This is a genomic window from Novosphingobium sp. (genome assembly GCF_030696665.1).
Classification (GTDB): Bacteria; Pseudomonadota; Alphaproteobacteria; order Sphingomonadales; family Sphingomonadaceae; genus Novosphingobium.
In genome coordinates this window covers 1-24,409 of sequence record NZ_JAUYRV010000025.1, presented here as the reverse complement: position 1 = coordinate 24,409, position 24,409 = coordinate 1, and the positions used below count along the sequence as shown (strand labels likewise).

Sequence of the window (24,409 nt, the reverse complement as noted above, 5' to 3'; positions counted from 1 at the left end):
GATAAGCGGTTAGGATTTCAGGCGGCGGTTGCGCCGCGGATCATGCCGACGATGCCGGTGCGGCCGACTTCGACGAGGCCGAGTTCCTTCATCAGTGCGACGAAGCTGTTGATCTTGTCAGGCGCGCCGGTCAATTCGAAGACGAAGCTGGAGGTGGTGGTATCGACCACCTTGGCGCGGAAAACATCGGCCAGACGCAGCGCCTCGACCCGGTTCTCGCCCTTGCCCGAGACCTTGATCAGCGCCAGTTCGCGTTCGACGAAAGGCCCGACTTCGGTGAGATCGGTGACCTTGTGGACGGGCACGAGGCGTTCGAGCTGAGCGCGGATCTGGTCGATCACCGGGGGCGGGCCGTGGGTGACGATGGTGATGCGGCTGACGTCATGACCGTCGGTAATGTCGGCCACGGTCAGGCTGTCGATATTGTAGCCACGCGCGGTGAACAGGCCGGCGATCTTGGCGAGAATGCCTGCTTCGTTATCGACCGTGATGGTGAGGACATGGCGCTCCTGCGCCTCCTGCGGAATATGCATCATTTTGCGCTCGGGAGGTCTATCGAGACCGAATGAGTGGGGAACGGCATCGCAATTAAAGCGACAAAGGCAGCTGAAGCCAACGCGGCCCAGATGTAGTCCTTTCGGCGAAAATCACGAACTGCAAATGCCGCGCAAAGCAGCGCGACTGCCATGACTATGTAAAGTCCCATCACACCAGCGCCTTGGCTTCGTCGTCCATCGTGCCGGCCACTTCATCGCCGTAGAGGATCATGTCGGTGTGCGCAGCCCCCGAAGGGATCATGGGGAAGCAGTTGGCTTCCTTGGCGACGAGGCAGTCGACGAAGACCGGGCCGTCATGGTCGATCATCGCCTGAATGCCAGCGTCCAGTTCGCTTTCATCGGTGATGCGGATGCCTTTCCAGCCATAGGCTTCGGCAAGCTTCACGAAATCGGGCAGGCTGTCCGAATAGGAGTTCGAATAGCGGCTCTCGTAGGTCAGTTCCTGCCATTGGCGGACCATGCCCATCCATTCGTTGTTGAGCACGAATACCTTCACCGGCAGACGATACTGCGTGGCGGTGCCCAGTTCCTGAATGTTCATCTGGATCGAGGCATCGCCTGCAATGTCGATCACCAGCGCATCGGGGAACCCCGCCTGCGCACCGATGGCGGCGGGCAGGCCGTAGCCCATCGTGCCGAGGCCACCCGAGGTGAGCCACTTGTTGGGCTTCATGAAGTGGAAGTACTGCGCCGCCCACATCTGGTGCTGGCCGACCTCGGTGGAGATGATCGGTTCATGCGCCTTGGTCAGTTCATACAGGCGCTCGACCGCGTATTGCGGCATGATCGCCTTGGACTTGCGTGGATAGGCAAGGCTCTTGCGGCCACGCCAGCCTTCGATGCGGGCGTTCCATGCGGAAAGATCCTGCGCCTTGTAGCCGCGCTGGTGCCACGCATCGATTAACTGGGCGAGGACTTTGCCGCAATCGCCGATGACGGGCAGGTCAACCGCCACGGTCTTGTTGATGGAGGCGCGGTCGATATCAATATGGATTTTCTTGCTATTGGGCGCGAAGGCATCGAGCCTGCCGGTGACGCGATCGTCAAAGCGCGCGCCGATGCAAACCATCAGATCGGCCTGATTCATCGTCAGGTTGGCTTCATAGGTGCCGTGCATGCCAAGCATGCCGAGCCATGCAGGGTGATCGGCGGGGAACGCGCCAAGGCCCATCAGCGTGGAGGTGACCGGAGCGCCGGTAAGCGCCTGCAGTTCTTGCAAAAGCTGCGCGGCAAGCGGGCCTGAATTGATCACGCCGCCGCCGGTGTAGAATACAGGGGCTTTGGCGTTGGCAATCATGTCGATGGCCTGCGCAATTTCCGCCGCGCCGCCTTCGGTTTGCGGGTTGTACCGGTTGCGCTGCTGTGGCGCTGCACCGGTCCACGTGGCCAGCGCGATCTGCACGTCCTTGGGAATGTCGATCACGACCGGCCCGGGGCGGCCTTCGGTGGCGATGCGGAATGCCTCGTCAATCGTTGCGGCGAGTTGCGAGGGGTCTTTGACCAGATAGTTGTGCTTGGTGCAGTGGCGCGTGATGCCGACGGTATCGGCTTCCTGAAACGCGTCCGATCCGATCAGCCCGGTGGGAACCTGCCCGGTGATGACCACCATCGGGATCGAATCCATGAAGGCATCAGCAATGCCGGTGACGGCATTGGTTGCACCGGGACCGGAAGTGACAAGCACGACGCCCGGCTTGCCGGTCGCGCGGGCATAACCTTCAGCCGCGTGGGCCGCGCCTGCTTCATGGCGCACAAGAATGTGACGGATACGTTCATCGCCGAACAGCGCATCGTAGATCGGCAATACCGCGCCGCCGGGATAGCCGAACACGAATTCGACGCCCTTGGCGACAAGGCTTTCGACCAGAATCTCGGCGCCGCTGCGCTCGCTTGTCACGTTACTTCACCCTTCTTCGCGTGGGGGGCCGATAGACCCGTTGGCACGCCGGAAAAACAAAAAATATCGGCCCGGCTACAGACTAGCTGCGCCGGGCCGTCTCTCCCTACTCGGGAGCTTGATCAACACAGAGGTGGATCAAGCAATTGACGGCCTACTACTTGACACAAAAGGTGGCGTCAAGCAGCTATATGCGCAATAAACTTGCGATATGGGCGCTGTCAATGGAATTTTCGTACTCAACGCGTGGCCAATCGCCCGGATTCTGGTTGCGCAGCCAGGTGTATTGCCGCTTGGCGTAGTTGCGTGTGGCTTGCTGGCCAGCGGTGATGGCCTGTTCGCGCGTGAATGCGCCGCGCAAGTGGGCGGCGATTTCTGGCACGCCGATGGCGCGCACGACGGGTTGCGAATCGGGCAGGTTCCGCGCGAGCAAGGCCGCCACTTCATTGATAGCGCCTGCTTCCCACATCAGTTCAAAGCGCAGGTCGCAGCGGTGGTAGAGCCAACTGCGTTCAGGCATGAGGATCACCGGGGACAGGTCTATGACTTCACCGATGCCACCGCTACGCTGCTGCTGCCAGTATGCCAGCGGAGACCCGGTAGAGCGCACCACCTCCAGCGCGCGCGTGATGCGCTGGGAGTCGGCAGGCGCGAGCAGGGTGGCGCGGTCAGGGTCTTCGGCCTGAAGCGCGGCGTAGGCTTCGGCTACCGGCAGGGCGCGAACAACTTCCCGGATGTCAGAGGCAATCTCGGGGACTGGGGCGATGCCGCGGAGCAGAGTGTTGATATAAAGGCCAGTGCCGCCAACGAGGATCGGCAGGGCGTTGGAGGCGTGGGCGCTGGCGATTTCCCGCTTGGCCGCCGTGGCCCAGTCGGCGGCAGAGCAGGCCTCTGCGCCATCCCATGCGCCAAACAGAACGTGCGGCACGCCTTGCATTTCATCGTCCGAGGGGCGCGCGCTCAGTACACGTAAGTCGGCATAGACTTGCGCACTGTCGGCATTGATGACCACAGCCTCACACCCTTGCGCAATCGTGTGCAGGGCGAGTTTTACCGCCAGATCGCTCTTGCCGCTGGCGGTCGGCCCTGCGATTAGCGCCACTCTTGGCTTTGCCGCCGCATTGGTTTCGCTCTGGAAGGATTCTTCGTTGATCATCGCGCGCCTGATAGCAGACCCGGAAACGCTTGGTGAAAATCTCTCGCTTGCGATGGAAATGATCGAGGCGCGCGATTGGGAAGTGGCCGGGGCAGGGATGCTCGACACTTGCGATGATGTGCTGGAACTGGAAGTGGTGGAAGGCGATCCGGCGGGCATCCGTCAGATACTCGACCAATGCTTTCCTGAAAGCGACCTGCTGGTTGCCGAAGGGCTGATCGAGGTTCCCCGCCTGTTCGTGTCGGACATGGATTCGACCATGATCGGGCAGGAGTGCATCGACGAACTGGCCGACTTTGCGGGACGAAAGGAGCGGATTGCCGCGATCACCGAGCGGGCAATGCAGGGCGAGCTGGACTTTGAATCCGCGCTGCGTGAGCGGGTGGGGCTGCTCAAAGATTTGCCCGAAATCGCGATCACGCAGTGTCTTGATGAGCGCATTCGACCTGTTTCTGGCGCGCGCACGCTGGTTTCAACGCTGAAGGCGCGTGGATGCCATACTGTGCTGGTGACTGGTGGGTTTCATTCCTTTGCCGATCCGGTGGCGGAACTGCTTGGATTCGACCGGGTCGTAGGCAACCGGCTTGGCCTGCATGACGGCATGCTGACCGGCGGGCTGGTTGGCGGAATCGTTGACAGTTCGGTCAAGAAGCAGGTGTTGCTGGAGGAGATGGCGCGACTGGGTGAGGGTGTGTTCAGCCTTGCGACTGGCGATGGCGCGAACGACATTCCGATGATTGAGGCGGCAAGCTTTGGCATTGCCTATCGCGCCAAGCCCAAGGCGCGGGCTGCCGCGAACGGGTGGATCGACCGGGGTGACCTGACGGCGATCCTGTCACTGCTGGGCGTTCCGCGTGAGGATTGGGTGCTCGACTGATCAGGCGAAGGCAGGCACCACGCGATTGCGGCGCGCGGCCAGCCTGATCACTAGGGCAGCGATGGCCAGCGTCGTCATGGTGATGCCGATGGCACGTGTTTCGGGCATGGGGATGCGTTTGGCATAGGCCAAAGTGAACGTCACCCAGATGACATGGATGCCAGTGCTGTGCAGGCGCTTCCAGTTGCGGCCGAGGGTGCGCATGGCGGTTTTGCTGGAGGTGAGCGCCATCAGCAGAATGAACACGTAGGCAATGCTGCCGGGAATCAGCGACGCAATCGTGCGCGGTTCGGGATTGAGCGTGGTTGCCATGATCAGCGCCACCAGATGCACGGTATGGCTGGCGGCAAAGCCAAGGCCCCACCAGCGCCGGTCACGCGCCAGCGCGCGGCTCCACGGAGCGGGGTAGACGCTGTAGAGCGACGAGGCGAGATAGGTGGCAAGGAAGATCGGGAAACCGACGCGGGCGGTCCACCGCGCTGCGAGTTGCCATTGTTCGAGTGTGCTGCCGCCAAGCTGAAGTCCGGCGGCAAGCGCCAGAAGCGCGGCCACAAGACCAAACGCTGTGGGCCATTTTCGGGCCATATGTATGCGATCCCCCATTTACACAAAACAGGATGCACCGTGTGCGACCAAGGGGCAAGCGCATTTGCCGGACGGGTGATTGACGATCTATTTACAGAACTGTTAGTATTCCGTCCGCAAGACGTCTGGGAGAATCGCCGTGAATGCCATGACCGGTACGATCCGTGCCGACCTGCCCATCTATGATGAGCGTCGTCCCGAGATGAAGCTCAGGCCCCTGAAGGCATGGCATCACTTCCAGAACCTGCTGAAGGACAAGGAAAACACCGAAGAGGTGTTCCACATCTTCCAATCACTACCGTGGCGCAACCTGCGGTCATCAGCAGAGCATTTCCTGCGTAGCGAGCGCGGGCAGGCGCTGCGGATGAAGGAACCCAGTCTTCCGGCGATTCTGGACGATCATGCCACGCTGCGCCTGACGCCGAAGGGTTCTCTGGCGCACGCCTATTGCGATTTCATGGAACGCGAAGGGTTGAGCGCGCAGGGGTTGGTTGACGAGTTCGACCGGTTTACGCTCTCCAGCGGTTTCGAGCAGTTCGAGGACCAGTTCAAGTGGTATCTCAACCGCATGCGCGATGTGCATGATATGCTTCATGTTTTGACCGGGTATGGCCGCGATGCGCTGGGTGAGGCTTGCGTTCTGGCGTTCACCTACAGCCAGCAGCCAAGCCCTGCGCACCTGTTCATCGGGTATATGGCGGGGCTGAACATCAACAAGCAAACGAAGCGCAGCGCGCCGGTGCTGCGCGCGGTGCGCGAGGGGCAGAAGCTAGGCAAAGCGTGCCCGCGACTGTGCGAGCAGGCGATTACGGAACTGCTGCCGATGCAGCTTGAGGACGTCCGGCGGCGGCTGAACATTACGCCTGCAGTGCATTATCAGCAGGCGCATGCCATCTGGCGCGAGCGGGGCGTCGATCCCTACGATTTGCTGGGCAAGAGCGGTGCGGTGAAGCTGGCTGCTTAAGCTGAAAATCGGCACTGCGCCCCCGCGAAGGCGGGGGCCTCAGGGTTGTTAAGGCGCGCTGGCATAAACCGCCTGAGGCCCCCGCCTTCGCGGGGGCGCACAGCGCGCGGTGGTTGGCTTAGCCTTCCATCCAATCGCGGAAGAAGGCTTCGTTGGCTTCGCGCAGGGTTGCGATGGGAACCGAGAAGCCGGGGCCGGACACGGCATCGCCGCCCGTGGTGCCGATGCGGGTCATCGGGATTCCTGCAGCCTGTATCGTTTCCGCTACGGCGCTGGTCACGATGTAGCGGCCCTGATCTTCACCGAACGCCGTGAACTGGTCGCCGATTTCTTCAAGCTGGCAGCCAATGCCGCTGGACATCGCCATTTCGGCAAGCGCGACAAGCAGGCCGCCGTCCGACACGTCGTGAACGGCGCTGACTTTGCCTTGCGCGATCAGTTCGCGCACGAATTCACCGTGGCGGCGTTCTGCTGCAAGATCGACCTTGGGGGCTTCACCAGCCTCACGCCCGTGGATTTCACGTAGCCAGAGGGATTGGCCGAGGTGGCCGTTGTTCTGGCCGATCACGAAGATCGCTTCGCCTTCCGCCTTGAACGGGATCGTGGCCATGATCTCGTGGTCGAGCATCAAGCCGACGCCGCCGATGGCAGGCGTGGGCAGGATGGCTGAGCCGCCGCCGGTGGCTTTCGATTCGTTGTAGAGCGAAACGTTGCCCGAAACGATCGGGTAGTCGAGCGCGCGGCAGGCATCGCCCATGCCTTCGAGGGCGTGGACGATCTGGGCCATGATTTCGGGCCGCTGCGGGTTGGCGAAGTTCAGGCAGTTGGTGATGGCAAGCGGGCGCGCGCCAACGGCGCAGATGTTGCGGAAGGTTTCGGCCACGGCCTGCTTGCCGCCTTCGTAGGGATCGGCATAGCAATAGCGCGGGCTACAATCGGTGCTCATCGCCAGCGCCTTTTGCGTGCCGTGGATCCGCACGACGGCAGCATCGCCGCCAGACTTCTGCAGCGTGTCTGCGCCGACCTGCGAATCGTATTGCTCGAAAATCCAGCGGCGGTTGGCGAGATCGGGGCAGCCGATCAGCTTGATGAGATCAGCACCGAGGTCAGCGCTCGGCGGGACAGCGCCGAGCGGGGCGACGTTGGCCCACGCCTTGTAATCCGCAAGGCTGAGGGCAGGGCGATCATAAAGCGGGGCGTCTTCAGCAAGGGGGCCGAGCGGAATGTTGCATACGGTTTCGCCTTTGAATTTCAGCACCATGTGGCCGGTGTCGGTCACTTCGCCGATCACCGCAAAGTCCAGCTCCCACTTCCTGAAGATCGCTTCGGCCATCGGCTCTTTGCCGGGCTTGAGCACCATGAGCATGCGCTCCTGGCTTTCCGAGAGCATCATTTCATAAGGCGTCATGCCCTCTTCACGGCAAGGCACCTTGTCCATGTCGAGGATGATCCCGGCCTTGCCGTTGGTGGCCATTTCAACGGACGACGAGGTGAGGCCCGCAGCGCCCATATCCTGAATTGCCACGATGGCATCGGTGGCCATCAGTTCGAGGCAGGCTTCGATCAGCAGCTTTTCGGTGAAGGGATCGCCGACCTGCACGGTGGGGCGCTTTGCTTCGGAATCCTCGCCGAAATCGGCCGATGCCATCGTTGCGCCGTGGATGCCATCACGTCCGGTCTTGGAGCCAACATAGACGATGGGATTGCCCAAGCCCGTGGCGGCGGAATAGAAAATCTTGTCCTGCTCGGCCACGCCCACGGTCATCGCATTGACCAGAATGTTGCCGTCATAAGCCGGGTGGAAGTTCGTTTCGCCACCAACGGTCGGCACGCCGACGCAGTTGCCATAGCCGCCGATGCCAGCAACCACGCCTTGCACCAGATGCTTCATCTTGGGGTGATCGGGACGACCGAAACGCAGCGCGTTCATGTTCGCCACCGGGCGTGCGCCCATCGTGAACACATCGCGCAGGATGCCACCAACGCCGGTGGCCGCGCCCTGATAGGGTTCGATATAGGACGGGTGGTTGTGGCTTTCCATCTTGAAGATGGCGGCTTGTCCGTCGCCAATGTCGATGACGCCCGCATTCTCACCCGGGCCACAGATCACCCAAGGCGCGCTGGTGGGCAGCTTCTTGAGGTGGATGCGGCTCGACTTGTATGAGCAATGCTCCGACCACATGACCGAGAAAATGCCGAGTTCGACAAGGTTCGGTTCACGACCAAGCGCGTTCAGGACGCGCTGGTATTCTTCTTCGGACAGGCCGTGGGCGGCGACGACATCTGCGGTGATCTCGGACATGGCGCGCGCCTTAGCGATGCGCGCGCCAAAGGGCTAGTCTTAACCTGCAAACTTGAGGGCAATCCATGTTGCGGCCGTGGCGGCGACGGTCGTGGCGAAGGTCCCCCAGATGACATCGATCACCGTCACGTGAACGGGCCAGCGCGCCAGCACGGCCTGACTGGTGAGGTCATAGGTCATATAGCACATCGCGCCGAGAATCGCGCCGTTGAGCGCGGCGGCACCAAGGCCCTGCGTGAGGCCGGGGCGCACCGCGAACCACATTATGCCTGCAAGATACAAAACATAGAACACCAGCGCCGGGGCGAGGCGAAACTGGTCAGCCAGCAGGTTGCCTAGCGCCGGGCGATAGAGCTTCGACCCGGCCCAGCCGAGCCACACGGCATCAAGCGCGCCAAACACCACGGCAGCACCGATATAGGCGATAACATATTGCATGGGCGCCAACTCTCCTGATGCAGAACTGCTTCGATTGTCGTTCATCGAAGCTTGACCACGCCCCTGCGCGCCGTCAATGCTGCCTCAATGGGAACCGGACCTGATATTGCGAGCCTGAGCTTCGAGGAAGCGCTGAAAGAACTCGAAAACGTCGTCAGGCGGCTCGAAAGCGGCGATGCGCCGCTGGATGAATCGATCGACCTTTATGCGCGCGGTGATGCGCTGCGGGCGCACTGCCAAGCGCGGCTTGATTCCGCGCAGGCGCGAATCGAGGCGATTGTGGCTGACCGCGATGGCAAGCCGCAGGCCTTGCGCCAATTTGACGAAACTCAAGGTTGAGCGAGGCGCAGATGGCGACTGAGACCGGTCTGCTGAAGCCTGCGCTGCAAGCGATTGCCGAGGATATCGACAAAAGCTTCGATCTGCTGCTGCCCGTGCCGGGTGACCCGCGCGACCGGTTGGTCGAAGCGATGCGCTATGCCACCATTGGCGGCGGCAAACGGGTACGACCGCTGCTGGTCTGCGCCACGGCATCGATGTTCGGCGTTTCGCGCGAAGCGGCGGTGCGGGTGGGCACGGCGATTGAGGCGATCCACGTCTATTCGCTGATCCACGACGATCTGCCATGCATGGACAACGACGCACTGCGCCATGGCAAGGCAACGGTGCATCTTGCATTCGATGATGCAGCGGCAGTGTTGGCCGGTGATGCCCTGCACGACTTTGCGTTCGAAGTGTTGTCCGACCCTGCCAATATCGGCGATCCCTTCACCCGCATCGAACTGATCCGCACGCTGGCCACCGCCAGCGGTCTTAACGGCATGTGCGGCGGGCAGATGATGGACATTGTGGCCGAGACATCGAGTTTCGATCTGCAGACGGTAACCCGGTTGCAGCAGTTGAAGACCGGCGCACTGCTTTCTGCCTCGGTGGAAATGGGCGCGATCCTTGGCAAGGTTGCGCTGGAGGGCCGCGCGCATCTGCGCGGCTATGCGCGCGACATCGGCCTTGCCTTCCAGATTGCAGACGACCTGCTGGATGCCGAAGGAGACGAGGCTGCCGCGGGCAAGGCGCTCCGCAAGGACGAGCGTCAGGGCAAGGAGACTTTCCTGTCGCTGCTGGGACCGGAACGGGCGCGCGATCAGGCGCGCGCACTGGTTGATCAGGCGATACAGCATTTGTCCAGCTACGGTCCCGAGGCCGATCTGCTGCGCGAACTGGCGCGCTTCATCGTGGAGAGGAATCACTGATGGCGCAGCGCATTGGCGTTTATCCCGGTACGTTCGACCCAATTACGCTGGGGCATCTCGACATCATCCGGCGCGGTGCAAAGCTGGTGGACCGGCTGATTATCGGGGTGACGACCAACATGTCGAAAAACCCGATGTTCACATCTGAAGAGCGCATGGACATGGTCGTGCGTGAAGTGGCTGAACAGGGCATCGAGAATGTCGAAGTGGTCGGCTTCAATGCCCTGCTGATGAAATTTGCGCGGGCGCAAGGGGCCAGCGTGATCGTGCGTGGTCTTCGCGCCGTGGCCGATTTCGAGTATGAGTATCAGATGGCTGGTATGAACCAAAAGCTCGATAATGAGATCGAGACGGTGTTCCTCATGGCCGATGTCAGCCTGCAGCCCATCGCATCGAAGCTGGTCAAGGAAATCGCGCTGTTCGGAGGCGAAATTGCCGATTTCGTAACGCCGACGATTCGCAACGAGGTGGTTGCGCGGGTCGATCAGATGGGCCGGCTCGGCGATTATTGAGCGTTCTGCCAGAAACAATCGGCAATCGTTCATTGCAGCGACAGCGCGGGCAGCCTATCGGCGCTTCACGCAATCCGGAGTTCAACGTTTTCATGGTTTCGCGCTTTCTCACCGCACTTGCGCTTGGCGCTGCCCTGACGGCTTCCCCGGTTCTGGCTCAGGACAAGAAGGACGAGGCTGCGCAATCCGCGCCCAAGCCGGTCAACTACGTGGTCAATACTGACCAGAGCGTTGATCGCGAGAATATCCTTTATCTCGATCTCTCAAACGGCGGGCGCGTGGCCATTCGCTTGATGCCGGAATGGGCACCTGCCCATATTGAGCGGATCAAGACGCTGGTTCGCCAAGGCTTTTATGACGGTGTGATCTTCCATCGCGTGATCGATGGCTTCATGGCGCAAACCGGTGACCCTACGGGCACAGGGCAGGGCGGATCGCCTCTTCCCGATCTTACCGCTGAATTCAATTCGGTGCCCCATCTGCGCGGCACGGTTTCAATGGCACGCACGAATGAGCCGAACACCGCCAACAGCCAGTTCTTTATCGTGTTCTATCCGCGCTTTGCGCTGGACCACAAATACACGAACTTTGGCCGCGTGATCGCGGGCATGGACATCGTCGATTCGATCACGCGTGGCGAACCGCCTGCGAACCCGACGAAGGTGGTGCAGGCGTCAATCGCGGCGGACAACAAGCCGGTCCCGGTGATAACGCCGCAGAAGGAAGTGAAGACCTTCTCCGCCGATATGCTGAGCAATTCTTCGTCAAACTGATCTTGGTTGCGCCGAGTGGGGTCGCGTTGGCGGTAGGTTGCGGCTAGGGCGCGCGCATGCGTGTCGACCTCTTCGATTTCGAACTTCCCACTGAGAACATCGCGCTGCGCCCGGCGCGTCCGCGCGATTCCGCGCGCCTGCTCAGCGCGGGGCGAGATGGCCCATTCCGTGACTTGGGTGTGCTGGACCTGCCATCACTGTTGAACCCCGGCGATGTGCTGGTGTTCAACGATACCCGCGTGATCCCGGCGCAGCTTGAAGGGCAACGCGGAGAAGCGCGTATCGGCGCGACCCTGCACAAACGGATCGATTTGCGCCGTTGGCAGGCCTTTGTGCGCAACGGGAAGCGCCTGCGGGAAGGCGATGCAATTCAGTTCGGCGCAGGTGTTACAGCGCAGGCCGAAAGCCGATTCCCGGATGGTAGCTGGACCCTATTCTTTCCGGGTGACGAGCCGGTTGAGGTTCTGCTTGAACGCGCGGGGCAGATGCCGCTTCCGCCCTACATTGCGGGCAAACGACCAACAGACGCGCAGGACCGCGAAGATTATCAGACGATGTTTGCGGCCAAGGACGGCGCCGTTGCCGCACCGACGGCCGCACTGCATTTCACGCCGCGTCTGCTGGAGGCGCTTGCCGCCGCTGGTGTGCATAGCGAAACGCTTACCTTGCATGTGGGTGCGGGCACTTTCCTGCCGGTCAAGGTCGAGGATACACAGGACCACCAGATGCATGCCGAGTGGGGCACCATCGATGCCGCCACTGCGGATCGGCTTAATGCCGCCCGCGCCGCGGGCAATCGTGTGATCGCGGTTGGCACCACATCGCTGCGCCTGCTGGAGAGTGCAACGGGCGAGGACAAGGTCATCCGCCCGTTCGCGGGTGACACGGCCATCTTCATCACGCCGGGCTACACATTCCGCGCCATCGATGGCCTGATGACCAACTTCCACCTGCCCAAATCCACGCTGTTCATGCTGGTCAGCGCGCTGATGGGACGCGACCGGATGCAGGCGGTCTATGCCCATGCCATTGCGCAAGGATATCGGTTCTACAGTTACGGGGATTCGAGCCTGCTCCTGCCATAAAGCGCAGTTTTCCAAAGCTCTCACACGCGTAGCCTGCCAATCAAACAGATTGGGAGCGGGCAATGATAAGCACAGTCGAGATTCCGGCGCATGTTCCGGTGGACCGCGTGGTCGATTTCGACCTCTTCAATCCGCCGGGCGTGGAAGAAGATTACTTTGCGGCGTGGAAAAGCCTGCTGGGCGGGCCGGCGCTGGTGTGGACCACGGCCAATGGCGGGCACTGGATTGCCGCGCGCGGCGATGTGGTGCGCACCTTGTGGGCCGATGTCGCACGCCTTTCCAGCGAATGCCTCGCCGTAACGCCCGGGCTGGGTGAGGTTATGCAGTTCATTCCGCTGCAGCAGGACGGGGCCGAGCACAAGGCCTTCCGCTCGCAAGTGATGAAGGGCTTTGGCGCGCGCTTCATCGTTGCGCTGGAGCCGAAAGTGCAGGCGGTTGCGCGCGAACTCATCGATGGCTTGCGCCCGCGCGGTGAATGCGAATTTGTTGCCGATTTTGCAGAAATCCTGCCGCTCAACATCTTCCTGACGCTGATCGACGTGCCGCTTGAAGATCGTCCCGCGCTGCGCAAGCTGGGTGTGCAATTGACCAAGCCCGATGGTTCGATGACCGTCGAGCAACTCAAACAGGCGGCAGATGACTACCTTTGGCCATTCATTCAAAAGCGTATGGCCACGCCGGGGGATGACCTGTTCAGCCGTATCCTTTCAGAACCGGTGAACGGGCGCGCGTGGACGGTAGATGAGGCGCGGCGAATGTGTCGCAACCTGCTGTTCGGCGGGCTTGATACGGTGGCAGCGATGATCGGCATGGTCGCGCTGCATCTGGCGCGTCATCCGCGGGACCAACGCCTGCTGCGCGAGCGGCCCGAACTCATCCCCGATGCTGCCGATGAATTGATGCGGCGCTATCCGACGGTGGCGGTGAGCCGCAATGCCGTGACGGATGTCGAGATTGATGGCGTGACGATCCGCGAGGGTGACCTCGTCTATCTGCCGAGCGTGTTGCACAACCTCGATCCCGCCAGCTTCGAAGCGCCTGAGGAGGTGCGGTTTGATCGCGGGCTCACACCGATCCGCCACACCACGATGGGCGTGGGCGCGCATCGCTGTGTCGGCGCCGGACTGGCACGGATGGAAGTGATCGTGTTTCTGCGGGAATGGCTGGGCGGGATGCCTGATTTCAAGCTCGCGCCCGACAGGCCGGTAACGATGAAAGGCGGCAACGTGGGGGCCTGCACCGCGCTGCCGCTGGTCTGGCAGGGTCAGGGCTGACCGGCGGGCACCGTGCTGCCGCTGCGCAGGTTGGCGGCGGCGTCGCGATAAACGCGGTCGGTTTCCAGATCGCGCACCGGGATGGAATCGATTCCCGAAAGGATCGTGGTGATCAGCGGCACGTCCCCACGCCAGCGCTGGTTGCGGAAGTTGTTCTCGGGATCATAGCGCCGCACGTCCGGCAGCAGCAGCGGGGCTTCAAGACGGCCCATTGCGGCCAGCAGCGACGCGCGGGCCACATATTCGTTCGCCATCGCGCCGACATAGCTGGTGCGCACATTGAGCAAGTCGCGCGCCAGATCGAGGACATCAAGCGTGGTGCGCGCACCGGCCTTTTCCTGAATGACCGCGCCGTCATAGGCCTTGCGCGCGGCCTCTGCGGCCGTGCCGAAATGTTCGACAGATTGCCCGGCTGCGCGCCAGTTGTTCCATGCCTCAGCCACGGATTGCCGCGTATCGCGCAGGGCTGCATCAAGCAATCGCCAGTCCGCATCGTTGGCCTGCTCTGCTCCTTCGATCCGGGCGCGGCGATTGCCGCCGTCGATCAACGGGATGCCGACGACGATGGCAGAGCGCAGTTCGGTGGTCCGCCGGGTGTTGGAATAGGGCGTGACGGTGCCGTAAGCGCCGCTGCTTTGCAGCGAGACGTTGGGATATTGCTCAGCCCGCGCGGCGGCGAGTTCGGCGCGTGAAGCTTTTTCGCGCGCGCTGGCGGCACGGATCAGCGCGCTTTCCGCCTCGGCAATGGCATAGGCCTCATCCAGCGTCGCGACGCCGGGATCGAGCGGCGGGGGCGGGGCAAGCGTGCCCGGCAACGCGCCGACGCTTTGCAGGAAGCGTGATTGGCTTGCGCCCACACTACCTTGCGCGTTGAGGAGTTGCGCGCGGCCAACTGCAACGCGCGTTTCCACTTGCTGCAGGTCGGTCGAGGTCACTTCGCGCACCTTGAACCGGGCGGCGCTCGCGGAAAGCTGGCGGTCGAGCAGTTCGAGGTTCTCGGCGCTGATGTCGGCTACGGCGCGATCCCGCACGAGAAACACGTAATCGCGGATAACCGTGAACATGGTCTGCGCTTCGGAGAGGCGCAGCTGGTTGCGGCCAAGATCAATCTGCGCGAGTGCGGATTGCTCAGACGCAAAGCGGCGACCGAAGCTGAAGAGCGGCTGTGTGAAGACCAGCGCGGCGGTCGAGGCAAAGCCATCAATTGCAGCGTAATTGCCAGTCTGCAATTGCGTGCGATCCCAGGCGAACTGGTGCCGCCCTTCAAGGCTGACCTGCGGCCCATAAGCCGAGCGCGCGCCGGGGTAGAGCGCGTCTGTAGCACGCAGCACACCGCGCTGGGCAAGCAGGTTGGGATTGCCTTCGTAGGCCATTGCCAGCGCTTCTTCGAGCCGTGTCACAGGCTGCGGCGCGGCATCTTCGCGCCCCGGGCGCTCCTCCTGCGCTTGCGCCACGGAGGCGGCACACAGCGCAGCGGCAAGACCCAACACCAGCAAACGCACATCAGTCATCGCGAAACGCTCGGGCGAACTGATCGCGCAAAGGCTTGGTGATGTAGGAAATCATCATGCGGTCGCCGGTCTCGATGAACACTTCGGCGGGCATGCCCGGCTTGAGTGCGAGTTCGGGATAGCGCTTGAGTTCGGCCTGATTGATCGCGATGCGCGCGGGGTAAAAGCTTGTCCGGGCCTCGGCATTGGTGGTGAGGTCTGCTGCCACGAACACGACCTTGCCAGTTATCTCGGGCGTGGCAGTGTTGCTGAATGCGGTGAAGCGGATGCGCGCGGTCTGGCCATCGCGCACGCGGTCAATGTCCATTGGCGCGACGGCAGCTTCGACCAGCAAGGTGTCGCTGTCGGGCACGATTTCCATGATGACTTCTGCCGGACGCACCACGCCGCCGATGGTGTTGAACGCCAGCTTGTCCACCACGCCGTCATAAGGCGCGCGCACAAGGCTGCGGTCCTGCGCGTCGCCCGCCGAAACGCTGCGCACCTGCTGCTGGTTCAGCACAGAGTTGAGCTGGGCGAGCTGGGTGCCAGCCTCGGACCGGCGCGTTTCGCCAAGCTGGATGATCTGCTGCCGCGCCTCGGTGATGCGGGCCTGCGCCTCGGCAATGGCGGCCTGCATCGCGCCGATGTTGCCTTCGATGTCGGCGGCGGTGCGTTCAAGCTGGTTGAGTCGGCTGATCGTGACGAGATCCTGCTCCCACAGTTCACGCACGCCCTTGCGCTCCGGCTCGATCAACACCGACTGCCTTTCAAGGCTGCGGATCTGCGAACGCTGGGCGACGATCTGCTGCCCATATTGCGCAATGCGGGCATTGAGTTGTGCGGCAAGGCCTGCCTGTTCGGACTGGCGAATGCGAAACAGCTTTTCCTCGTCAGCCATCGCTTTGGCAGCAATGGGTGCCGCGCTTGAGAGTTCGGCGGGGAAGCTGATGCTTGCCGCGCCGAGGCGTTCAGCTTCAAGCCGGGCGCGCTGGGCCAGCATCTGATCTACGCTGAGGCTTGAGAACTGCGCGTCTGCGCCGGTCACCTTGTCGTCAAATCGTACCAGCACCTGGCCTTTGCGCACGTGCTGACCGTTGCGGACAAGGATTTCAGCGATCACCCCGCCGTTGGGATGGGCAATGCGTTTTACGTGGGATTCGACACCGACCTGACCGCTGGTGATGACGGCGCCGCCGATCGGAACAAGCATCCCGGCCAGAACGAAGATGGCCAGCAGCACAGCCAGCGCTATCGAAACGGACCGAACCTTGCGTTCGACATCAGCCTCTGGATCATAGGCCGGATCAGCCAGCGCTTCGGGGGCGGCGGATAAGCTCTGTAGCATGTCAGGCCCCGGTTCTCGCAGGTTCAGGATTGGGTTTTGCGGGCACCAACTTGGCGAGCACTTCCTTGGTCGGCCCGAATGCCGCAACCTGGCCATCGCGCATGATCATGGCGTGGCTGGTGCGTTCGACGATGCCGGGGCGGTGTGACACGATCACGGCAATGCCGCCACGCGCGCGGATTGACACCACTGCCTGCTCCAGGGCCGCATCGCCTTCTGCATCGAGGTTTGAATTTGGTTCATCCAGCACAACGAGGAACGGGTCGCCATAGAGCGCTCGGGCAAGACCGATGCGCTGGCGCTGGCCGCCGGGCAGCACATCACCGCCGGGGCCGACGGGCGTATCATAGCCCTGCGGCAGCCGGGTGATCAAATCGTGTACGCCGGCTGCGCGCGCAGCGGCAATCACCGCCTCGGACACGCCCTGCGGATCGCTCTCGCGCCGGGGATCGAAGCGCGAGATGTTCTCGGCCACCGTGCCTTCGAGCAGTTCGACGGTTTGCGGAAGATAGCCAAGGAAGCGCCCGCGCGCCGCCTCACTCCACTGATCGAGTGCACCGCCATCAAGGCGGACGTGGCCGCGCAGCGCCGGCCAGATGCCGACCAGAGCCTTGCCAAGGCTTGACTTTCCAGCTCCGCTTGGCCCGATCACGCCACAGGCATCGCCTGCGGAAAGAGCGAAGCGCGCGCCATTGACGATAGGGACTTGGGTGCCAGGTGCGGCGACGAACAGGGCTTCGACCTCAAGCCGCTGGTTCGGTGGGGGCAGAGTAGTTGCCACTTCGGCGGGCGGTGGCACCTTGCCGAGCATCTCTGTGAGACGTTGCCAGCCATTGCGCGCGGCGATCATGTTCTTCCAGTTGCCGATGGCTTGATCAACCGGAGCCAGCGCGCGGCCCGACAGGATCGAGGCGGCAAAGATCACGCCGCCGCTGGCCCGATCATCGATGACAAGGAGCGCGCCCACGGTGAGGATGATTGATTGCAAGGCCAGCCGAAGGATCTTGCTGAGACCTGTGAAGGCGGTGGCAGTGCGGTTCAGGGCGTTCTGTGTGCCGGTATAGCGCTGGTTGATCGCCTCGAAACGCTCCTGCATCCGTTCACGCATGCCAAGCGCAGCAAGCAGTTCGACATGACGAAGGTTCGCCTCTGCCGCACCGTTGCGGTATGCGGCAAGCTGCGCCACTTGCGATGACGGCTGCTGCATCGTGCGGTTGGTGAAGATGGTCAGCGAGAAGATGATTGCTGCGCCGACCAGTGTGGTGATCCCCAGCCAGAAATGCAGGGCAAACAGCACAGCGATGAAAAACACGATCCACGGCAGGTCGATCAGCGTGGCGATGCCGCCCGAAAGGAATGCGCGCACCTGTTCCAGATCGCGCATCGGGATGAGGCCATCGCCCAGCGAGCGATTGCCCTGCAGGCGCAATTGCGAAATCGCATCCTGCACACGGCGCGACAGGCGGCGGTCCAGCGCGTTTGCGACGTCTGCCAGCATGCCGGTTCGCAGGGTCTCGAAATACCCTTGGAAAAGGTAAACGGCGGCCAGCAGAATGAGCAGACCGAACAGGGTGGGGACAGAGCGGCTAGGCAGGACCGAATCGTAAATCAGCATCATGTAGAACGACCCGCCAAGTAGCAGGACGTTAAGGATTGCACTTGCTGCAATTACCGCAAAGAATACACGCCTGTATGCCTTGGCAGCTTCCCAAAGTTCGCCGCTGCGCATTGGCCGGGTAAAAAACACCGAAAATCCCCCGTTTCACGCCGATAAAGCGCCGAGGATAAAGCCACTCCCGAATCGTCCCTGCCCGAAACGCGGCCAGAATCGGTTCGATTCGTGTGGTGTCCCCAACCTTGTGCTAGTCTGGATTGAGGTTTGTTGCCAAGGTATAGCTTGGGCTTCAAACCGGAACTTTTCGGATTTCCAGCAGTGCTGCATGCGTCCGGCAACGCTATCGTGCCTGACATTGGCATGCCCACGTGGTGGACCGAAGCAGTTGAAATTCGGCATTTCTATTTGAAATTGCACGGTGGTTGACAAGAACGTCTGAACGGAAGCGATTGTGCGCTCACCTTGACTTGCACATCGATCACAGCGGTCCCTTGTTATAAAGATGACAAGTGGCGTAATCCTTGCGGGTGTGTTGCTGACCGCTTGCAAGCGAGAGATCGCTCGAATATGGATTGATACGTAAGGCGGGCGGGACGTGGTTAACGTCCTGCATAAAGAGCCAGTAGGGTTGCCAGTCGTTCAACGGGTGCTGACTCTCGCTCAGAGGCAATATGGTGCGGACCTTTCCGCGCCCCGCGCAAGCACTACAGGCAACCAACTGGCAACCGTGCTGATCTCTTCCGTCATGATGGAATGGAGATCTGGTCATGGACGTTCTGGGCACCAACAACGACGACATCCTGAACGGCACGGAAGATGCCGAACTGATCGAAGGATTGGAAGGCAATGACGCGCTGAACGGCCTTGGCGGCGATGACCAGTTGGATGGTGGCCCCGGCGCAGACGTCATGAGCGGTGGTTCAGGCAACGATACCTACATCGTCGATGATCTGAACGATCAGGTGATCGAGGCGGTGGATGAAGGCACCGACACCGTAATTGCCGGGAATGGCGCTTCAGAAGGCTTTGAATACTACCTGCCTGAAAACGTCGAGAACGTGACCATCAATGGCGGCACGGTTGCCAATGTCGGAGGCAATGAACTTGCCAACGAAATGCAGATCATCGCCAGTGCAAACTATTACGCCACCGGGCAGGGCGGCGACGATACGATTTCCGCTGTGGCATCGACCGGGATTGGCAACGCCTATGGCGGCGAAGGCAACGACACCATCACCGGTTCGGCTGCAGAAGTCATCACGGTGGATGAAAGCGGTTACGTGTCGGTCCAGCGTGAAGTGCTCTCGGGCGATGGGGGCGATGATACGCTCATCGGAGGGGGCGGCTTCGACGATATTTATGGCGGCGATGGCAATGATCAGATCACCGGATCGGATGGAGTCGTGGAGCCATCCTTCGATATCTACGGCAACCCGCTCGCGGGGCAGGGCGACAATCTTTACGGTGACAATGGGAATGATGTGATCGCCGCAGGCGCTGGCCATGATTACCTGTCAGGCGGGGACGGCAACGATACGCTGTCAGGCGAAGACGGTGACGATCAGATCGATACAGGGACCGGCGAAGACACGGTCTATGGCGGTTCCGGGCGCGATGTCATTTACGCTTATGACTATTCCGAAGGCGGTCCGGATGCGATCTATGGCGGCGATGATGATGACCGGATCGAAGCCAATTCAGCCGGATCACAGGTCCACGGTGATGCCGGAAATGACACGCTCTACAGCGGCGGCAGCAACGGCATCGACTGGTTTGGCGGTGAGGGCGCAGATACCTTTTTGCAGCAGATCAGCAATAGCGCCGCGGACACGATGACCGGCGGTGAAGGTTATGACACTTATGTTCTGAACTATGGATTCAGCGGTGTTGAGGATGTCATCACCGATTTCCAGACGGAAGATACCGGCACCGGCCGTGACACTATCGATATCCGCAACTTCCTCGCTTCGGGTTATCTGTCCGGCTATTCCTACGGCAGCAACCCGTTCCAGTCCGGGCACATGCAACTGGTGCAGGACGATGCGGATGTTCTGCTGCAGGTTGATTCCAGCGGCTCAGGTTCGGGGTGGCAGACCATGCTGCGCCTTTCCAATGTTGATCTGAATACCTGGCAGTTTGACAATCTCAGCCCTGCTCTGGCGCGCAACGGCGTCGGCTTTTCAACGTCCTCGAACGGTGGTGAAGGCGACGACTACCTCTTCGGGACAGGTGAAACCGATGTCATCAGCGGCGGCGGCGGTGCCGATCGCGTGTTTGGCGATTGGGGTGCCGATGTTCTGAACGGCGAAGCAGGCGACGATCTGATCGACGGCGGTGAGGGCGCAGACCAACTGTTCGGCGGCGATGGCAACGATGTGTTTGGCGACAGCCCGGCATCCAATCTGGAACTGCGCGTAAACAAGCCGGTGAGCGTTGTGGGCGATGATAACGCAGACAATTACCGCCACCCGAATGATCGTGGCGATTTTCAGGATGGTGAAGTCGATACAATGACCGGCGGCGCAGGTGCCGACATTTACTATCTTGAATACAACAGCGACGGCAGCGTCGTCGACATTGTCACCGATTTTGATGTGAACGAGGACGTGATCGGCCTCGCCCGCTTGCTGGATCAGGGCTATTTCTCAAGCGGCAGCAATCCGTTTGAAAGCGGCACGCTTCAGGCCGTGCAGGACGGGGCGGATACCCTGATCCGCATGTATGGCTACCTTGATCTGGTGCGCCTGCAGAACGTTGATGCTGAAAGCCTTACTGCTGCGAACATCGACCTCGGCTTCCCGCTGGTGGGCGAGCCGCAGACCCTTACCGGCACGAATGAGAGTGAGTCCCTCTACGGCGGGTTCGGTCCGGACTCCATCGAGGCGCTGGCGGGTGACGACTATGTGGACGGCGGGATAGCCGCAGACTTCATCGAAGGCGGGCTGGGCGACGACAACCTCTATGGTGGCATTGGTAACGACATCATCCACGGTGGTGACGAAGGCGTCTACGTCTCGCCTTTGCCTGCCGATCTTACGGGCTATTTCGGCACGCTGAACAATGCGCTGGTCAATGGTCTGGGCGGCACCTCCGGCTTTGGCGAAGCAACCGTGGGGCGCAACGACGACGGCAGCTTCTTCCTCGAATTTCCTGCCGAGTTTGACGCGACCGACTGGATTGTTGAAGGAAACACCCTCAGCGGTTTTGGGCTGAGCAACAACGGGTCGGTCACGTTCAATGCGCTGACGATCTACCTGCTCCCCGCCGATCTCGATACGCGTTCAACCGGCGTTACCGCCAGTCCCGGAGGCAACAGCACCGGCAGCAACCTCGTCTGGTATGACTTCGACAGTGCCAGCAACACGATCAGCGTGACTTGGGACGATGTCGGGCGCTATTCATACGGCACTGTGCCGGTTGCAGCGCAGGCGCAGATCACTGCGCTTGGCGGCGGCGATTTCGATGTTGTCCTGCGGTATGAAGCGCAGGGTTTCTCGCTCGGCAATCCCTCTATCACCTTTGGCGGCACCACCTATTCGCTGCCGATAAACACTGGTCTCCATGTCACCAATGGCAACATTGGCCAGCCGGGCGTCTGGGCGTTCCAGATCCGCGATGGCATAGTGATTGGCCTGCCGACCAGTGGCGATGGCAATGATTATCTTGAAGGCGGCGACGGGAGTGACACGCTCTACGGCGGCACGGGCAGCGACTCGCTTTATGGCGGTGAGGGCCATGACGCGCTTTATGGCGGCGAGGGTAACGACAGTCTCTACGACTACAACGGCACCAACGCGTTCTACGGCGGCGACGGGGACGATTATCTTTCGTCGGAAAATGGCGTGTCGACCGTCGATGGTGGCGCCGGAAATGACAACGTCAACTACTACGCACCATACTACGGCGGCGGTGGCACGGAAGCTGCTATCTCGGCGTTTGCAGCAGTTGGCGATGAGACCGGCACGGTACTTGGCGGCGATGGCAACGATAACCTTCAGGTCTATGGCGGCTGGGTAGACGTCTATGGCGGCGCGGGTAACGACACTATTCGCACTTCCGGAGGTAGCGGGATAGTCGATGGCGGCGATGGTAACGATGTCTTCGAGCAAGTCGGCTATTCAGCGCAATCGCGCACATATACCGGCGGCGAAGGTGCTGACACGTATCAATATCGTGGCTTCGGTTATTCGAATGCGCCGGGCGTGGTCGTGGTCACCGATTTTGCCACCGGCCCGGAAGCCGACATCTTTGATCTGACCAATTTCGGATATCCGCCAAACTACGAAAGCGGCTCGAACCCCTTCGCAACCGGGCATCTGCGCCTTGAGCAGCAGGGTGACGACGTCGTCATTATGGGCGACTTTGATGGCGGAGACGGCACTGATTACGGCTTTGTCGAACTGGTGCGTTTCCAGAACCGTTTGGTCGGCGATTTCGTGCCCGAGAACTTCGGCGGCTTCGATCCTGCCGCGGATGAATCACTGAACGTCGTCGGAACCGAAAACAGCGACGAACTCTACGGTGGCGCAGCAGGCGATACGATCAGCGGTCTTGGTGGTGGAGACACCATCTATGGCGGAAACGGCCCTGATCAGATCGACGGTGGCGCCGGCTTCGACTACCTCTATGGCGGCAGCGGTGCCGACACTGTCCTCGCCGGAGAAGACGGTGCGCGGACTTACGGCGGTGAAGGCAATGACGCGGTCACAGGCAGCGACGCCTATGACGAGATCTACGGCGAAGGCGGCGACGACCAGATCGAAGCCGGAGCGACGGGCGACTATGTCGAAGGCGGTGCTGGCAGCGACACGATCACCGGCGGTGATGGCGATGACACGCTGATCGGCGGCTCCAATTCGGGCGGTGGAGCAGATGGCGGCGACACCATCTATGGCGGCGCAGGCAATGACTCGATCTTCCTCGATCACGCCTACTATGGCGGCGGAGACAGCGGCAGCGACGTGGTCGAAGCTGGCGAGGGTAACGATACCATCGTTCTGCGCGCCTATGCTTCAAGCACCAGCAACGACAGCGGCACCGATCAGGTCGATGGCGGCGCAGGCGCGGATACGTTCGTGCAAGTGGGCGTCGGCTCAGGAATTGCCACGCTGACCGGCGGTGAAGACATCGACACTTATCAAGTCGGCATGCCGGGCAGCGGCTCCAGCGCCGACGTCGTGACAGACTTTGTAGCGGGTGAAGGCGGAGACCGGATCGACTTTGGCGCGCTTTCTTTCAGCGGGCTTACTGGTGACGAAAGCCCGTTCACCAACGGCTACCTGCGTTTCGTGCAGGACGGTGCCGATACGCTGTTCGAATACGATTCCAGCGCTTCGGGCAACTGGGTCACGCTCATGCGGCTCGAAGGCGTCGACGCCACGAATCTGACTCGCGCAAACTTGGCGCAGAACTGGTCGCCCGATGGCCTTGGTGTCACCATTGACGATGATGAAAACGGCAACACGCTCAGCGGCACTAACGATGGCGATACGATCCTCGGCAATGGCGGGAACGACGTTATCTATGGCGCTGGCGGGGGAGATCAGATTGATGCCGGCGCAGGCATCGACACAGTCTATGGCGGATCGGGCGCTGACACGATCATCGGTGGCAGCGATACCGGCTACCTCTACGGCGAAGCAGGCAACGACACCATCGATGGTGGCGCGGCAGCCGACGACATTCGTGGCGGCGAAGGCAATGACGTGGTCCGCGGCGGCGAAGGAGCCGACACGCTGGAGAACTATTACGGCGGCGGCGGAGACGATGAAGTCTCTGGCGGGGGCGGTGATGACGTCATCTACCTCAGCTACGGCGGGGCAGACTACGGCACCGACACCGTCGATGGCGGTGCAGGCGACGACCAGATCCGCGACGTCAGCGCGGGCGCAGGGTTCACCACTGTAACCGGCGGCGAAGGGCGCGACACTTACGTCTTCACGTACCTGTCCACCAGCTATGCCGTGGATGCGGTCACCGATTTCCAGACTGGCCCGGGCGGCGATCTGCTTGATTTCTCGTCAGTTTCTTTCTCGAACCTGCCATCCAACCGCAATCCCTTCGTCACCGGGCACATCCGCCTTGTGGCAGACGGTGCGGACACGCTCGTCCAGTACGATCAGGACGGAGCAGCTGGCTCAGACGCGAACTTCTTCACGATCCTGCGTCTGGAAGGCGTAGCGCCCGAGGATCTGACCCGCGACAATTTCACGCAAGGCTATTCGCCTGACGGGGCAGGCATCATCATCAACGACGGCGAAACCGGCAATACCCTGAACGGCACGCC

18 protein-coding genes are annotated in these 24,409 nt (G+C 61.4%); 9 read left to right on the top strand and 9 right to left on the bottom strand.

Translation table 11 applies throughout. The annotated features are described in order from the left end of the window. Nucleotides 1-17 precede the first annotated feature (17 nt). The 3 genes from ilvN to miaA all read right to left on the bottom strand — a co-directional run bounded on the left by ilvN (nt 18) and on the right by miaA (nt 3,610). The gene (gene ilvN / locus Q8R81_RS05600) at nt 18-533 is read right to left on the bottom strand and encodes an acetolactate synthase small subunit (protein WP_305616456.1); all 516 of its coding nucleotides are present in this window, start codon (nt 531-533) and stop codon (nt 18-20) included. Nucleotides 534-705: 172 nt separating this feature from the next. Next, on the bottom strand, nt 706-2,454 hold the full coding sequence (ilvB, locus tag Q8R81_RS05595) for a biosynthetic-type acetolactate synthase large subunit (RefSeq protein ID WP_305616455.1): 1,749 nt from the start codon (nt 2,452-2,454) through the stop codon (nt 706-708). Nucleotides 2,455-2,641: 187 nt separating this feature from the next. Continuing rightward, nucleotides 2,642-3,610 (bottom strand): tRNA (adenosine(37)-N6)-dimethylallyltransferase MiaA, encoded by a 969-nt coding sequence (gene miaA, locus Q8R81_RS05590; RefSeq protein ID WP_305616454.1) that lies wholly within the window; start codon nt 3,608-3,610, stop codon nt 2,642-2,644. Here miaA and serB point away from each other — a divergent pair. After that, nucleotides 3,603-4,487, top strand: coding sequence for a phosphoserine phosphatase SerB (gene serB / locus Q8R81_RS05585; protein ID WP_305616453.1), 885 nt, complete (start codon nt 3,603-3,605; stop codon nt 4,485-4,487). The two genes, miaA and serB, sit on opposite strands and share 8 nt — an antisense overlap. Here the strand turns inward: serB and Q8R81_RS05580 are convergent, their stop codons facing one another. Beyond that, a complete protein-coding gene (locus Q8R81_RS05580; protein WP_305616452.1) occupies nt 4,488-5,072 on the bottom strand; it encodes a hypothetical protein in 585 nt (194 codons plus the stop codon). Nucleotides 5,073-5,220: 148 nt separating this feature from the next. Between Q8R81_RS05580 and Q8R81_RS05575 the strand changes: the two genes are divergently transcribed. Continuing rightward, a complete protein-coding gene (locus Q8R81_RS05575; RefSeq protein ID WP_305616463.1) occupies nt 5,221-6,036 on the top strand; it encodes a Coq4 family protein in 816 nt (271 codons plus the stop codon). 118 nt (nt 6,037-6,154) lie between these two features. Here the strand turns inward: Q8R81_RS05575 and purL are convergent, their stop codons facing one another. After that, a complete protein-coding gene (gene purL / locus Q8R81_RS05570) occupies nt 6,155-8,338 on the bottom strand; it encodes a phosphoribosylformylglycinamidine synthase subunit PurL (protein WP_305616451.1) in 2,184 nt (727 codons plus the stop codon). 39 nt (nt 8,339-8,377) lie between these two features. Next, entirely contained in the window at nt 8,378-8,776 is a 399-nt protein-coding gene (locus tag Q8R81_RS05565) for a DUF2177 family protein (protein ID WP_305616450.1), read from the bottom strand. An 87-nt stretch (nt 8,777-8,863) separates the two neighbouring features. On the opposite strand from Q8R81_RS05565, the gene Q8R81_RS05560 reads away from it, so the two are divergent. The 6 genes from Q8R81_RS05560 to Q8R81_RS05535 all read left to right on the top strand — a co-directional run bounded on the left by Q8R81_RS05560 (nt 8,864) and on the right by Q8R81_RS05535 (nt 13,670). Beyond that, nucleotides 8,864-9,115: an exodeoxyribonuclease VII small subunit gene (locus tag Q8R81_RS05560; RefSeq protein ID WP_305616449.1), complete on the top strand. Its 252-nt coding sequence runs from the start codon at nt 8,864-8,866 to the stop codon at nt 9,113-9,115. Nucleotides 9,116-9,126: 11 nt separating this feature from the next. Beyond that, nucleotides 9,127-10,026: a polyprenyl synthetase family protein gene (locus Q8R81_RS05555; protein WP_305616448.1), complete on the top strand. Its 900-nt coding sequence runs from the start codon at nt 9,127-9,129 to the stop codon at nt 10,024-10,026. Then, nucleotides 10,026-10,538, top strand: coding sequence for a pantetheine-phosphate adenylyltransferase (gene coaD / locus Q8R81_RS05550; protein ID WP_305616447.1), 513 nt, complete (start codon nt 10,026-10,028; stop codon nt 10,536-10,538). Before Q8R81_RS05555 ends, coaD begins: the two co-directional genes overlap by 1 nt. Before the next feature lie 92 nt (nt 10,539-10,630). Beyond that, the gene (locus Q8R81_RS05545; protein ID WP_305616446.1) at nt 10,631-11,311 is read left to right on the top strand and encodes a peptidylprolyl isomerase; all 681 of its coding nucleotides are present in this window, start codon (nt 10,631-10,633) and stop codon (nt 11,309-11,311) included. Between the two features lie 56 nt (nt 11,312-11,367). Then, a complete protein-coding gene (gene queA / locus Q8R81_RS05540) occupies nt 11,368-12,396 on the top strand; it encodes a tRNA preQ1(34) S-adenosylmethionine ribosyltransferase-isomerase QueA (protein ID WP_305616445.1) in 1,029 nt (342 codons plus the stop codon). Nucleotides 12,397-12,458: 62 nt separating this feature from the next. Then, a complete protein-coding gene (locus Q8R81_RS05535) occupies nt 12,459-13,670 on the top strand; it encodes a cytochrome P450 (protein ID WP_305616444.1) in 1,212 nt (403 codons plus the stop codon). Here Q8R81_RS05535 and Q8R81_RS05530 read toward each other — a convergent pair. From Q8R81_RS05530 to Q8R81_RS05520, 3 genes are read right to left on the bottom strand one after another with little or no spacing between them, the layout of a single operon-like run. Further along, nucleotides 13,661-15,181 (bottom strand): TolC family protein, encoded by a 1,521-nt coding sequence (locus Q8R81_RS05530; RefSeq protein ID WP_305616443.1) that lies wholly within the window; start codon nt 15,179-15,181, stop codon nt 13,661-13,663. The two genes, Q8R81_RS05535 and Q8R81_RS05530, sit on opposite strands and share 10 nt — an antisense overlap. Beyond that, nucleotides 15,174-16,508, bottom strand: a complete 1,335-nt coding sequence (locus tag Q8R81_RS05525; RefSeq protein WP_305616442.1) for an HlyD family type I secretion periplasmic adaptor subunit — start codon at nt 16,506-16,508, stop codon at nt 15,174-15,176. Before Q8R81_RS05525 ends, Q8R81_RS05530 begins: the two co-directional genes overlap by 8 nt. A 1-nt stretch (nt 16,509) precedes the next feature. After that, nucleotides 16,510-18,237: a type I secretion system permease/ATPase gene (locus tag Q8R81_RS05520; protein WP_305616441.1), complete on the bottom strand. Its 1,728-nt coding sequence runs from the start codon at nt 18,235-18,237 to the stop codon at nt 16,510-16,512. Nucleotides 18,238-18,890: 653 nt separating this feature from the next. Here Q8R81_RS05520 and Q8R81_RS05515 point away from each other — a divergent pair. Further along, nucleotides 18,891-24,409 (top strand): type I secretion C-terminal target domain-containing protein (locus tag Q8R81_RS05515; RefSeq protein WP_305616440.1); only part of this gene is annotated, 5,519 nt, incomplete at its 3' end.

What these genes read in the sequence shown, in the direction of transcription:
- Q8R81_RS05530 (WP_305616443.1), bottom strand. Translation starts at nt 15,181, where the DNA reads ATGACTGATGTGCGTTTGCTGGTGTTGGGTCTTGCCGCTGCGCTGTGT.
- Q8R81_RS05580 (WP_305616452.1), bottom strand. Translation starts at nt 5,072, where the DNA reads ATGGCCCGAAAATGGCCCACAGCGTTTGGTCTTGTGGCCGCGCTTCTG.
- Q8R81_RS05535 (WP_305616444.1), top strand. Translation starts at nt 12,459, where the DNA reads ATGATAAGCACAGTCGAGATTCCGGCGCATGTTCCGGTGGACCGCGTG.
- ilvN (WP_305616456.1), bottom strand. Translation starts at nt 533, where the DNA reads ATGCATATTCCGCAGGAGGCGCAGGAGCGCCATGTCCTCACCATCACG.
- queA (WP_305616445.1), top strand. Translation starts at nt 11,368, where the DNA reads ATGCGTGTCGACCTCTTCGATTTCGAACTTCCCACTGAGAACATCGCG.
- miaA (WP_305616454.1), bottom strand. Translation starts at nt 3,610, where the DNA reads ATGATCAACGAAGAATCCTTCCAGAGCGAAACCAATGCGGCGGCAAAG.
- Q8R81_RS05575 (WP_305616463.1), top strand. Translation starts at nt 5,221, where the DNA reads ATGACCGGTACGATCCGTGCCGACCTGCCCATCTATGATGAGCGTCGT.
- Q8R81_RS05565 (WP_305616450.1), bottom strand. Translation starts at nt 8,776, where the DNA reads ATGCAATATGTTATCGCCTATATCGGTGCTGCCGTGGTGTTTGGCGCG.
- Q8R81_RS05520 (WP_305616441.1), bottom strand. Translation starts at nt 18,237, where the DNA reads ATGCGCAGCGGCGAACTTTGGGAAGCTGCCAAGGCATACAGGCGTGTA.
- coaD (WP_305616447.1), top strand. Translation starts at nt 10,026, where the DNA reads ATGGCGCAGCGCATTGGCGTTTATCCCGGTACGTTCGACCCAATTACG.
- Q8R81_RS05555 (WP_305616448.1), top strand. Translation starts at nt 9,127, where the DNA reads ATGGCGACTGAGACCGGTCTGCTGAAGCCTGCGCTGCAAGCGATTGCC.
- Q8R81_RS05545 (WP_305616446.1), top strand. Translation starts at nt 10,631, where the DNA reads ATGGTTTCGCGCTTTCTCACCGCACTTGCGCTTGGCGCTGCCCTGACG.
- Q8R81_RS05525 (WP_305616442.1), bottom strand. Translation starts at nt 16,508, where the DNA reads ATGCTACAGAGCTTATCCGCCGCCCCCGAAGCGCTGGCTGATCCGGCC.
- Q8R81_RS05560 (WP_305616449.1), top strand. Translation starts at nt 8,864, where the DNA reads ATGGGAACCGGACCTGATATTGCGAGCCTGAGCTTCGAGGAAGCGCTG.
- purL (WP_305616451.1), bottom strand. Translation starts at nt 8,338, where the DNA reads ATGTCCGAGATCACCGCAGATGTCGTCGCCGCCCACGGCCTGTCCGAA.